Origin of the sequence: Paenibacillus nitricinens (assembly GCF_052056485.1) — a bacterium.
Lineage (GTDB): Bacteria > Bacillota > Bacilli > Paenibacillales > Paenibacillaceae > Paenibacillus_AQ > Paenibacillus_AQ nitricinens.
Genome location: NZ_CP183948.1, coordinates 6,600,320 through 6,612,327 on the forward strand (window position 1 = coordinate 6,600,320; position 12,008 = coordinate 6,612,327).

At 42.3% G+C, this 12,008-nt stretch carries 11 protein-coding genes and 1 pseudogene; 1 reads left to right on the plus strand and 11 read right to left on the minus strand.

What is annotated here, in order from left to right:
• Positions 1-15 precede the first annotated feature (15 nt).
• The 11 genes and pseudogenes from ACN6KS_RS29380 to ACN6KS_RS29430 all read right to left on the minus strand — a co-directional run bounded on the left by ACN6KS_RS29380 (position 16) and on the right by ACN6KS_RS29430 (position 10,050).
• Positions 16-705 carry a helix-turn-helix domain-containing protein gene (locus ACN6KS_RS29380; protein ID WP_440960103.1) on the minus strand — a complete coding sequence of 230 codons (690 nt, stop codon included), beginning with the start codon at positions 703-705 and terminating at the stop codon, positions 16-18.
• 101 nt (positions 706-806) lie between these two features.
• Positions 807-2,012, minus strand: a complete 1,206-nt coding sequence (gene hmpA / locus ACN6KS_RS29385) for an NO-inducible flavohemoprotein (RefSeq protein WP_440961024.1) — start codon at positions 2,010-2,012, stop codon at positions 807-809.
• Positions 2,013-2,217: 205 nt separating this feature from the next.
• Complete coding sequence (locus ACN6KS_RS29390; RefSeq protein ID WP_094868411.1) at positions 2,218-3,054, minus strand: YitT family protein; 837 nt, start codon at positions 3,052-3,054, stop codon at positions 2,218-2,220.
• Positions 3,055-3,099: 45 nt separating this feature from the next.
• Positions 3,100-3,591 carry a VanZ family protein gene (locus ACN6KS_RS29395; RefSeq protein ID WP_179281470.1) on the minus strand — a complete coding sequence of 164 codons (492 nt, stop codon included), beginning with the start codon at positions 3,589-3,591 and terminating at the stop codon, positions 3,100-3,102.
• Positions 3,592-3,817: 226 nt separating this feature from the next.
• Positions 3,818-4,475: pseudogene (locus ACN6KS_RS29400) on the minus strand (M15 family metallopeptidase); the annotation flags it as partial.
• 124 nt (positions 4,476-4,599) lie between these two features.
• Entirely contained in the window at positions 4,600-5,295 is a 696-nt protein-coding gene (locus tag ACN6KS_RS29405; protein ID WP_440961025.1) for a response regulator transcription factor, read from the minus strand.
• A gap of 126 nt (positions 5,296-5,421) precedes the next feature.
• Positions 5,422-6,429 (minus strand): sigma-70 family RNA polymerase sigma factor, encoded by a 1,008-nt coding sequence (locus ACN6KS_RS29410; RefSeq protein ID WP_440961026.1) that lies wholly within the window; start codon positions 6,427-6,429, stop codon positions 5,422-5,424.
• Between the two features lie 101 nt (positions 6,430-6,530).
• Positions 6,531-7,211, minus strand: a complete 681-nt coding sequence (locus tag ACN6KS_RS29415) for a YdeI/OmpD-associated family protein (RefSeq protein ID WP_440962459.1) — start codon at positions 7,209-7,211, stop codon at positions 6,531-6,533.
• A gap of 67 nt (positions 7,212-7,278) precedes the next feature.
• The gene (locus ACN6KS_RS29420) at positions 7,279-8,313 is read right to left on the minus strand and encodes a C40 family peptidase (protein ID WP_440961027.1); all 1,035 of its coding nucleotides are present in this window, start codon (positions 8,311-8,313) and stop codon (positions 7,279-7,281) included.
• A gap of 153 nt (positions 8,314-8,466) precedes the next feature.
• Positions 8,467-8,922 (minus strand): RidA family protein, encoded by a 456-nt coding sequence (locus ACN6KS_RS29425; RefSeq protein WP_440961028.1) that lies wholly within the window; start codon positions 8,920-8,922, stop codon positions 8,467-8,469.
• A 69-nt stretch (positions 8,923-8,991) separates the two neighbouring features.
• On the minus strand, positions 8,992-10,050 hold the full coding sequence (locus ACN6KS_RS29430) for an LLM class flavin-dependent oxidoreductase (protein WP_440961029.1): 1,059 nt from the start codon (positions 10,048-10,050) through the stop codon (positions 8,992-8,994).
• 228 nt (positions 10,051-10,278) lie between these two features.
• Here ACN6KS_RS29430 and ACN6KS_RS29435 point away from each other — a divergent pair, with 228 nt between their 5' ends.
• Positions 10,279-12,000 (plus strand): putative bifunctional diguanylate cyclase/phosphodiesterase, encoded by a 1,722-nt coding sequence (locus tag ACN6KS_RS29435; protein WP_440961030.1) that lies wholly within the window; start codon positions 10,279-10,281, stop codon positions 11,998-12,000.
• Positions 12,001-12,008 lie beyond the last annotated feature (8 nt).

Consider the following 12,008-nt stretch of genomic DNA (forward strand, 5'->3'; position numbering starts at 1 on the left):
CTTGTCGAACGAGGGTTAGCGTGTATTTCGTCGCTTGATCTCTGCCAACTTTTTTGCGAAGTCATTCTCCATCTCTAGGTATTCATTTCGCGCTTCTAGCTCTTTAATCCGTAGCTTAAGACGTTCATGCTCCTCTAGTTCTTCTACAGGCTTTTTACGACCTCGATTGTCCTGAAGAGCTTCCTCACGGCCAGCTTGATATTTCCGAACCCATGCGTAAACTTGCTGATAAGATACACCGTATTTTTCAATCGCTTTCTGATAATCCAATTCATTAGCGATGGTATATTGTGCAATTTCAATACGTTCTTCGAAAGTTGTTTTACGTCCTTTGTTCATATGAGATAGTCCTTTTCCTTTATGTGTAGGTTTTAATTCTATCTCATTAGTATACTTGGTAATCCATTTGATCAAAACACTTCTACTTGAAATATGATGCTTGTTTGTCGCCTCTTCAACGGAGAAACGACCAGACAACACTTCGTTAACAGCAGCCAGTTTGAATTCCTTTGAGTATGTTTTCCATGTTCTCGATTCCTTTAACCCGTCCAAACCATCTGCTTTATATTTCCTAATCCATTCTCTAACCGTGTGCGAACTAAGACCTCGCTGTTTTGCCTCATAGTTTGGATTCGACTTGTGCTCAAGGCACAGCCGTACGACATGTAATTTTACTTCTAAAGATGCTGGACTTCTTTTAGACATTAGAAAAACTCCCGTCATTGTAGCAGTAGAAGTTTTTGTTTTTTCTACTGTCTACTATGACGGGAGCATATCAAATCGGCTGAAGCGCTTTTTGTTTTATATTATTCTTCTAAACTGCCGGCAGGGCCAAAAAATTCAAAATGAATTCTGTCATCAGGTACCCGCCATTCCTTGAGCGCCTTATATATGACCTTCATAAAAGGGGTCGGCCCACAGAAATAGAATTCAGAGTTCACATCTGCTATTTCTTGAAGCCAAGAAAGATCAATATAACCAGATCTATTGTACTGTTCTCCTTCGTTTGGAGATTCATAACATACATAGGACCGAAGAGAAGAATGAGATTGCGCTAAATCTGCCACCCTATCTTTCATAGCATGCAAACTTCCATTGCTGGCTGCATGAATATAGGTTACCTCGCGTTCTGGCTGTGCAGCAATTATTGTCTCCAGCATACTTACCATTGGGGTTAAGCCCACACCCCCACTGATTAGAACCACCGGAGTATCACTACGCTGATCCAGTACAAAATCGCCCGCTGGAGAACCCACTTCTAAAATAGAGCCCACTTGGACGAAATCATGCAGATAAGTAGATACGACGCCTGCGGGTCTGTCTAACCCTTCGCCTTCCCGTTTAACAGTGATACGGTAATACATCTGTCCCGGAGCACTGGACAAACTGTAGTGGCGAATATGGGAATATTCTTCGCCCGTAGGCTGAACACGAACCGTGATGTACTGACCCGGGGCATAAGAGGAGATCTCCCCTCCATCCTCAGGAGACAGGTAAAAAGAAGTAATAAGCTCACCTTCTCTAACCTTCCGAGTGACGACAAAGTTTCTGAATCCACTCCAGCCCCCCGGAGCTTCCGCAGCTTCACGATACTTTTCTGCTTCCACACCAATGAAAGCATCTGCGATCACACCATAGGCCTTGGCCCATGCATCTATGATTTCCGGTGTTGCCGCATCGCCAAGCACTTGCCCAATCGCAGCTAACAAGGTCTCACCCACAATCGGATAATGCTCAGGCAATACACCTAGCGCGCGATGCTTCTCAGCAATCTGTTTCACCACTGGTAAGATATTCTCTAGTTGATCAATATTCATAGCCGCTGCTAGAACTGCGTTAGCAAGCGCTGTCTGCTGTCTGCCTTGCCGCTGATTGGCATGATTAAATATATTTAATAGCTCTGGATGGTTTTCAAATAACATGCCATAGAACGTCATAGTAATGGTTGTTCCATGAACCTGTAATACAGGAACTGTTGATTTTATAATAGCAATCGTTTGTTGATCTAACATATGAATACCCTCTCTCCTGCAATTAGATAATGCCTCTATAACAAGCATATAGAAGCTGCAAATGAGCGAGTGTGCGCTGAATCACTTTAAAATTTAATAAAATGTGAACAAACAGAAAACGCAATGATATCTATCACATTCGAATACCCAACCAAAAAAAAGCCGCCCAAGCAGCTCAGGTAGCTACCGGACAGCACTTTAGCTCTTATTTTGCCAGTTCCACAAAGCCTTCCCCGAACACATCTCTTACATCGTGAATGGCGATAAAAGCCTCTTTATCAATCGATCTTACGATTTTCTTAAGCATGGTCACTTCCTGTTTGCTAATGACAATGTAAAGCAGCTCTTTGGGTTCTTTAGTATAATATCCCCGGCCATAAATGACTGTGACCCCTCTATCCATGATCCGATTCACTTGTTCAGCAATTTTGTCCTGCTCCTTGGATACAATCGTAATGGCCTTCTTAGGATTCACTCCCTCAATAATGAAGTCCATCACCTTAGTCGCTATATAGAGCATCACAATCGTAAACATCAGACTTTGAACACCAATGATGAAATACGAAGCAAATACCACAACTAAATCGACCAGAAGAAGAGCGTAGCTAACGTTCCAATCCAAAAATTTATGCAAGATTCTGGCGATAATGGTTGAACCTGCGGTCGTCCCACCCACGCGTATGATCATTCCGATACCCACACCAGACAAGATGCCTCCAAATATTGCATTGATGATCAACTCATCGCTGGCGATATGCCAATTCTTCGTAAGAATCAAGAATAACGAGTTAAAAAACACCGCAATAATCGTGTATACCGTCGTCGTTTTGTCCAAAAATTTATAACCCATAATCAATAATAAAGCATTAAGAATTAAGCTAACAATACCCGGTGACCATTGATACAAATAGTATGTAATCATAGTCAGTCCCGTTACCCCGCCTTCACCGAATTCGTTCGGAATCACAAACAAGTTAACGGCCAAGGAGAACAGCAATGCTCCTACAATGATGGAAACAATATCCGAAATACGTTTTTTCATACCATGCCCCTTCTATTTCCTGTCTATATCTACCATCCACAAATACTAACACCGCTTCGATATAGTTGTAAACAATCCAGAAGAAACCAGCATTCTATACATGGCGTAACCGACTACCCCACCGCAAGTATTTAAGATCAGATCATCTACGTCAAAGGTGCCGATATACAATACTAATTGTGTAACTTCAAAGCTCAGACTCAGCGCAAAAGAGAGCATGAAGACCTTTTGGAATAACCTTTCTTTTTGCGATAACAGCATAGGTACAATGACTCCAAAAGGAATAAACGCCAGAAGATTGCCCACTAAATTAAGTGATGAAAAAGGATCTGAAAGTGACAGATGTTCTATCCCCCGCGAGATCTCTTTAAAAGGTATATAGTTGCCCTGTCGATTAAAAATTCTGTCGGGATGCTCAAGCATACGCCCAGCCTGTTCCCAAAGTGATGGCAAGCTAAAAGGTGCGCCTTTAAATACAATAATTCGGATCAAGAAATACATATAGACAATAAATACGGCTGCCAGCAATAATTTCATAGTAGACTCGCTCTTAGGCTTCGTACTCATCAAAATGTAGTGACAATTACGCCGTCCATATTATCGCCCGACGTTTTATATTGCCCTTCCTTTGGAATCTTAATACTTGTATATCCTGATACTGGATAATAGTTCACCGTATATGTTTTGCCGTCTACAACCGTTGAAATTTCTCTATTCTCCTTCAAAAGATCTAAATATTGTTCCAGCACAATTCCCTTCTCATAAATGATCGTACTATGCGGTAAGCCGACATAACGGAAGTGCCAAGGTTCATATTTTATCCCCGTAATCTCCGTTTTGTCTTTCGGATAGCGTAGAATAAAGCCGTATTTCCACGCATTCTTTTCCAACCATTTGCCTTCAGGTGCTTTGCTCATTTCCGATTGGGACGATCCGATGTCCAGCGATAATCCTAGATTATGTTCGCTATATTGTGCTGGCAGAGCATAGTCTGAACCTTTTTCCTTATACAATTCCTCTTGCTCCTCAAAGTCTCTGTACCCGCTGCTAATTAAAAAATGATTCACGCCATCCTTCTCAGCAGCCTTAATCATCTTAATAAATTTATGGGTTACACTTTCAGACAACCGAATCGAGGTATCTAGTAATCCGTAGCCCTGAACCAGTTCCTTCTGATCAGATAAGGTTACAATATCGGACTTCACACTGTCCTCATGTACCGGATATTGTTTGTTCACCAGCAATAAATCTCCTTGATATACCTGATCTTGCGTAACTACCTTTAAACTATCGCTATTTCTAATCGATCCTTTTTGAATCTTATCATTCTTATCAGCTAAATTACCCGTATCCGGTAAATAACGAGCTGCAGCGTAACCAAGAAATAACACAACAATCACCAAAAATCCCCACTTTTTCATCCGTAATGTCCTCCCATTTCCTTAAGGCGTTTATGCTTGATAGGAATAGAATAACGAAGACACTTTAAAGAAAAAGCAGGACAATTATAAAGTTTTTCTTAAAATGTATAAAAGCTCAGTAGTCTTACCCAGTAAAAGTATATCCTACGCCCCAGATCGTCTTAATAAATTTGTTCTTATTGATGTCTTCACCGAGCTTTTTGCGTAAGGTACGGATATGCACCATGACCGTGTTGCCACTTTCATAATAAGCTTCTCCCCATACCTGCTGGAAAATACTCTCCGCACTAAACACCTGCTTAGGATGGCTTGCCAATAAATGCAGAATATCAAACTCTTTCGGAGTTAGGTCTATTATCTCGCCGTAAAGAGTGACGGTATGCTCATCTGGTGAAATCGTCAGCCCACCTACTTCAAGGACCGACTTAAGAATGGCTGCGGGCTGACTGAATTGTATAGAGCGCCGTAGTTGAGAATTAACGCGGGCTACTAGCTCCATGGGATTGAACGGTTTGGTCATATAATCATCTGCGCCCATGACAAGTCCCGTGATCTTATCCAGATCAGAAGTCTTTGCACTTAAAAAGATAATCGGCAGATGATGCTGCTCCCGGATGTGACGGGTTACCTCATAGCCATCCAGCCCTGGCATCATAATATCGAGAATCGCCAAATCTATCGTTTGGGACTCAATAGCTTGCACCGCTGCCCGCCCATCGGATACTTTAATGATATAATACCCTTCTTTTTGCAAATGCAAAGCCACAAGATCCGCAATCTCCGCCTCATCATCCGCAATTAAAATCGTAATGCGCTTCATCTATCTTTCACCCCTGTAGGTTTGTGCTATATGATCTACATCCATTATACCCCAAATTTAAAAACCACTCCTAGGATAGAGTGGTTTCAATGAAATCTATGAGGAATAAATAGAACTGTTGTAATATTATTTATTTTTATGGTAACTCTCTAGCAGGGCCTCTAATGAAATGCCATTAACTGTGAAACCTGAAAGATTGCAGTCTTTTATCTCCACATTCGAAAGATCACACTCTACAAAAGATGTGCCGTTAAGCTGGCATCGTTCAAACTTATTGCCTTTACCATACAAGTGAATATCATGGAAATAGGCTTCTCCTAATTCACTATTGCTAACCTCGATTTCCCACAATCCGACTTCATTAAACTTAACAAGATGCATATTGATATCGTTAAAAGTAGTACTGCTCATATTAATATTGTCAAACTTGGTACCCGCCATATTTACATTAGAAAAGTTCGTCTTAGGCATATCAATATCATCGAATTCACTTTGGCCCATGGCCACACGACGAAAGTTGGTTTCAGGCATTCTTTCATCCTGAAAAACTCTCTTTTTAAATTCGTCCTGCAATTTGTTTTCACTTAGATTGTTATTCACTGTACTCAACATCTCCCTTTTTAAGATCGTTCTTGATCTGCGGAGTCTACTCTCGACAGCTTCAATAGATAAATCAAGGAAATCAGCGATCTCCCTAACCTTGTAGTTGTCGATATAGAATAGAATGGTGACTATACGGTTTGCTTCGGATAAGGTGTTTAATGCCTTCCACACATTTTGCTGGAGTTCTTTTCGGAGGAGCTGATCTTCAGTGGTCTCCATCTGAGAAACCTCGATTTGCTCCATGAATTCATATGCAGCTTTCTTCTTATTCGCCCTAAACCAATCTATACATTCCCGTGTAGTAACTGCATATAACCAACTGGCGAGTTTCTCTGGCTCCTTTAAGTTGGGTAAATTACGATAGGTCTTAACAAAAACCTCTTGTGTAATGTCTTGCGCGGTGTGGAAATCACCCAATTTACCGTAAGCTACCCCGTATACTGCATTGGAATATTTGCCGATAAGTCCACTGAATGCATCCATATCCCCTTTACATACCTTATCTACCAGTTCTGCATCCGTACAAGTCACTATCTGCCTCCTTAACAATCAAGCTCATAACATAGACGGAAAGGGAGCTCAAAAACCGTCTTTATACCTGCAAATAATCTTTTTAATGAAGAAAGATCGGATTAGAGTTCAGTACTACTGGCTTGCCGATACAGCTCTCGACTCTTATAACCAGCCTGTAGAATCTTCTTCATTTCCTCTTTACGCTTAGCTCTTGTTGCCTCTTGTTTGGCACTATAGACATATCGAGCCCAGTCTTTGCGGTATCCCGGGGTAAGCGATTGATAGATGGCTAGAAGCTCCGGTGTATCTTTCAGATCTTCTTCCACATTTGGAATGAAGGAAATATAATCATCCACAGATTGACTTGGGGTATTGGAAAGCTGACCTTTCCCCTTAGCATCCTCTTTTAACCCTACAACTGTAAAGACATCATCCAATCCTACCATGCGTGCAAATTTAATATTGCTTCTCCCGATGTAGCCATTCTCATCACTGCCTAGACCCTCTAGTAAGTCGTCACGATGAATAAAGGTCGGATACACTTTGTTTCCCTTTTTAGGATACGCCACAAAGAGATAGCCATTCTTATGAAGATGCTGTAGCTCAATTACACGGTTCACTAGTTCCTGTAACGACGCCATGTCTAGTGCAAAGGCAAATATAAGATCATACGCCCCATTTAGCGAAGTATCATAATCCGTCAATTCCGCTAAATAATCGGAGCCTTCTGGTTTACTCAATATCGCTACTTGGCTGTATCTTTGTAAGTTCAGCTTTTCTACGATGGTTTTAGTCACTATGCTTCATCCCCCAAATGTAATCGGATCCTTCTTCATCGTGACCATTATAGCCTAATCACTACCCAATCTAAAACATTCTACGGGCCGTCACAAAACGCTTCTTCCACTTCTCACTCAGGGCTTCATAATGGACGCCTTGCTCCTTAGAATACGTATGCAATATCTGATTATTTCCCGCATACATGGCAACATGACCAATGTCGAGACCACGCGCACTAAAGAACAGCAGATCCCCTTTACGCAATTCGCTGATCTCAACTTCCTTCCCTTCTTTGGCTTGATTATAAGAAGCGCGTGGCAGATCCACCGACAATACGTTTTCAAATAAATGCCCTACGAAAGAAGAACAGTCAAAGGTAGACGTTTGGTTCGTTGCTGCACCAAATTCATAAGGGGTTCCCAGATACTTCTCTCCGTAAGCAAGCAGCGCGTTTCCCTGCTTCTCAGCGAGCGACTCACTAGTATAATCGCTATATTTCGGTTTAGCAGATATGTACCCCGTCTTGTTGTCTTGCGTCCGCACTTCTAACCAGAGAGCATCCACTTCTCTAACGATATGAACTTTATCGCCTACGGACAACATTTGCTGGACACCTGATGGATCCGATGAATTCGGCGAACTGCGCAGGTTAACCCCATAACGAATCGTTGTATCGTAATTCGTCGCTGAGTAGATGCGGACGGTCCGAGTGTTGGCCTCCCACTTCACAGTGCTGCCTAGAGCCTCGCTGACAAAACGCAGCGGCATCATCGTATTTCCACCGACAACCTGACCCGGAACGGTTAAGCTTAAGGCTTGTCCATTTTTGTTAGCGGTTAAATCTCCTATTTGATAAGACAGCAGCAGCGTTCCCTTAGTGGCCTTAACTGTTTTGGTATCGTTGTTCCATGAAATCTTTGCTCCCTGTTCTTCAAACAGCTTACGCATGGGAATAAGCGTTGTACCGTTTATGAGCAAGGGCTGAACGTCTAATTCAAGCTGCCGATCATCCAGAAAAACGCCTGTAACCTGATTCTGAGGCGTCACCGCCGCATGGGCTGGAGCTGTATAGAGTATAGATGTAAGTAGTACAAGTAGTGTTGTTTTCTTATGAATCCTCATGATGTCATCACCTCGTTGATTGATATGTTCAATTATTATTACTAAAAAAAGGGTAATTAGTTTTGTTACAATTATTGGGGTTGCCGTCTGGCTATAGCTCAAGCCATGTAAAAAAGAGGACTGTGGTCACCTTTCGGTGCCACAGCCCTCTTGTTATTCCACTTCAAAAATAGAATCGATAATAATGGGAAGATTATCTCTTACAGAAACAGCACCCAATACCGAACGAGCGTGACTGCCCTTGTCTCCGAATACCTCCAGCATTAAATCAGAACAGCCATTGAGCACTTTATGATGTTCTTCGAATAAGGGATCTGCATTCACAAATCCTTGAATTTTGACCACTCTCTTCACTTTATCCAAGGAACCTAAAGCTGACTCAAGGACGGCAAGGATCTCTATACCAGTCTGACGTGCAAAATGATAACCTTCTTCGGTGGTGAAGTCTTGTCCCAGCTTGCCTTTGGGGTGTCCGGCAGGTCCTTTTCCCGATATAAAACATAATCCATTAACAATGACGTAGTTAGCATATTTTGCCGCCGGTTCACTGGCACTAGGTAGAACAATACCTAATTCCTCAAGTCTGTCCGCTATGATTCGATCCGCCATTTCAGTACCCTCCTCCAATCAGTACAATAATTGGTAAGATCATACTGGTTAATCTAGAAAGGGTCAATCCTATTTTGCTTCGACCTCTGCTTCCCATCTCGCTATCTCAGTTCGAACAATGGGTGCTACTTCAGTACCCAATAGCTCAATGGCTCTCATTACATCCTTATGAGGCATCGTACCTAGCGGTACATGCAGCATAAAGCGTGTAATTCCTACGTGTTTGCGCAGGTGAATAATCTTCTCCGCAACGGTGTCTGGATCTCCTACATATAAGGCACCTTCAAATCTACGTGCCGCATCAAAGCTCGCCCGACTATAATGACCCCAGCCACGCTCACGACCAATCACATTCATGCTAGCCTGCGTAGAGGGGAAGAACATGTCGGCCGCAAGCTGATTATCCTCTGCAATAAAGCCGTGCGAGTGTGAGGCAACCGGAAGCTTCGACACATCATGTCCTGCTTGAGCCGCCGCTTTCTTATAGAGCTTCACCAGTGGGGCAAACTGCAACGGACTGCCGCCAATAATCGCGAGCACAAGTGGTAGTCCGAGCAGGCCTGCACGAATCACAGATTCTGTATTGCCTCCACTGCCAATCCATACGGGCAAAGGATTCTGAACAGGGCGCGGATAAATCCCCAGATTATTAATGGCTGGACGGTGATTTCCACTCCAGGTTACTTTTTCGGATGCCGTTATTTTTAACAACAGGTCCAGCTTCTCATCGAATAACTCATCGTAGTCATTTAAATCGTATCCAAAGAGCGGGAAAGATTCGATAAAAGAACCCCGGCCTGCCATGATTTCTGCCCGTCCATTTGAGATTCCATCAAGTGTTGCAAAATCCTGAAATATACGTACTGGATCAGCAGAGGACAGCACAGTTACCGCACTGGTCAGCCGAATTCGTGTCGTCTGTGAGGCAGCCGCAGCCAGCAATACTGCTGGAGAAGATGCAGCATAATCCTTTCGATGATGCTCACCCACACCGAATATATCTAAGCCCACCTTATCTGCAAGAACAATCTCCTCTACTACCTCGCGCAATCGCTGTGCATGACTTATTAACTCCCCTGATTGAACATCCGGTGTTGTTTCTACGAACGTACTGATACCTATTTCCACTTACGATTCCCCCTTAACTATAATTTTCTCTTCGAGTTGTTTGTTTGATTATAACACAAGTTACGTTCAAGCATAGCTAGGTATTAATGCCTAGCTCCAGCTTGTCCAAACAATGATTCTTAAAATTTGCAGAACACGTCTGACAAATAGAGGATTTTGATGAAATATGTTGAAATGATCTAAAACAAGTAGCTCTCGTGCATCTCATGCTTAATATAGGAGGGACATATGCTTCAAAGAAATAAACACAAACATTCCATATCCAAACAAACCTTCAACCCTGTTCGGGGTTCCTTAAAAATCGCAATAATATATTTTATTGTAGGTTGCTTATGGATCCCCATAACAGATAAGGCCGTTTCCACTTTTACGCGAGATCCGGAGTGGATAAGACTTATTAATATAATTAAAGGCTGGTTCTTTATTCTCATAACGGCTTTGCTTATCTTTGCATTAATTCTAGGTACTCTGAAACGGATTAAAAGGATCGAAAAGAAACTGGATCTTGCCTATAGGGATAGGGTGAGCGCACACGAAAATCTAGAAGCCGCTTATGAGGAAATCACTGCTACAGAAGAAGAACTGAGACAGCAATATGATCAGCTCATTGAGAATCAAGAGAAGCTAGCCTTGAATGAAGAAAGGATGCATTACCTGGCTTATCATGATCTATTAACCGGCTTGCCCAACAAATTAGCTTTTTATGAGATTGGGCCTCGCATTTTGGAACTGAACAACACCGCAGCCTTAATGTTCATCGACATTGATTACTTCAAATATGTAAATGATACGATGGGTCATGAATTTGGTGACCGGCTAATTGTTAAGGTTAGTGAGAGGTTGGTCTCTCTTGTTGGAAGTAGTGGAGAAGTGTATCGTTTTGCCGGGGATGAATTCATCGTTTTTTTATATTCAATCAAGAACAGTCAGTGTATAACTAGTGTAGCCACCCACATTATTGCCGGTTTTAAAGATGCGATTGAGATGGATGACAGTCTGCTGCATGTTAGCCTAAGCATCGGAATCAGTGCTCACCCCGAACATGGAAGTAATATTATGGAACTGCTTAAATGCGCAGACATCGCTATGTATAAAGCCAAAGACGCCGGCAAGGGTCAAATTATTGTCTTTGATCAGCCGCTCAATGATACCTTTACTGAGCGAATGAACATTGAGAAGCAGTTGTATAATGCTTTAGAGAAAAATGAGCTGGAAGTATTCTATCAACCCCAGATTGATCTGACTCAGAACAGGGTGACGGGACTAGAGGCTCTTATGCGCTGGAACAACCCTATACTAGGCATGGTCCCTCCGGATAAGTTCATCAAAATAGCAGAAGATTCCCACCTCATTATTCCTCTCGGAGCATGGGTGCTCAGAACGGCCTGTGCTTTTTTAAAAAGTCTTCATGAGCAAGGATTATCACATCTGACGATGTCTGTTAATATTTCAATGCTGCAGCTCCTGCAAAGCGATTTCAATGAGTTAGTGCTAGACACCTTGCAAGCCTCCAGGCTAGATCCTGAATACTTAGAACTAGAAATCACAGAAAGTGTTCTGGTTGAATCTTACGAATATGTGAGCAGCAAGCTGACTGAACTCAGAAGTCACAACATCAAAATTGCCTTGGATGACTTTGGTACAGGTTATTCTTCCTTAAGCTATCTTACTCATATGCCGATCTCGACATTGAAAATAGACAAGTCCTTCATTGATTCCATTCGAACAGGGACACATCAAGCCGTTCTCGTCGAACAAATTATTATGATTGGTAAACGCATGAATATGTGTGTTATTGCAGAAGGTGTAGAGCGAACTGTACAACTCGATTACCTACAGGAGCAAGGCTGCGATAAGATTCAAGGTTACTTATTCAGTAAGCCACAGTCCGCACAGAGTGTACAAGAGCTGCTAACCGAGTGGGAGAAGGTTTCGAGCATAAATGAATAAAGATGAAC

Coding starts and splice junctions, on each gene's coding strand:
- ACN6KS_RS29395 (WP_179281470.1), bottom strand. CDS start 3,591: ATGAAATTATTGCTGGCAGCCGTATTTATTGTCTATATGTATTTCTTG.
- hmpA (WP_440961024.1), bottom strand. CDS start 2,012: ATGTTAGATCAACAAACGATTGCTATTATAAAATCAACAGTTCCTGTA.
- ACN6KS_RS29425 (WP_440961028.1), bottom strand. CDS start 8,922: ATGGCGGATCGAATCATAGCGGACAGACTTGAGGAATTAGGTATTGTT.
- ACN6KS_RS29435 (WP_440961030.1), top strand. CDS start 10,279: ATGCTTCAAAGAAATAAACACAAACATTCCATATCCAAACAAACCTTC.
- ACN6KS_RS29390 (WP_094868411.1), bottom strand. CDS start 3,054: ATGAAAAAACGTATTTCGGATATTGTTTCCATCATTGTAGGAGCATTG.
- ACN6KS_RS29380 (WP_440960103.1), bottom strand. CDS start 705: ATGTCTAAAAGAAGTCCAGCATCTTTAGAAGTAAAATTACATGTCGTA.
- ACN6KS_RS29420 (WP_440961027.1), bottom strand. CDS start 8,313: ATGAGGATTCATAAGAAAACAACACTACTTGTACTACTTACATCTATA.
- ACN6KS_RS29405 (WP_440961025.1), bottom strand. CDS start 5,295: ATGAAGCGCATTACGATTTTAATTGCGGATGATGAGGCGGAGATTGCG.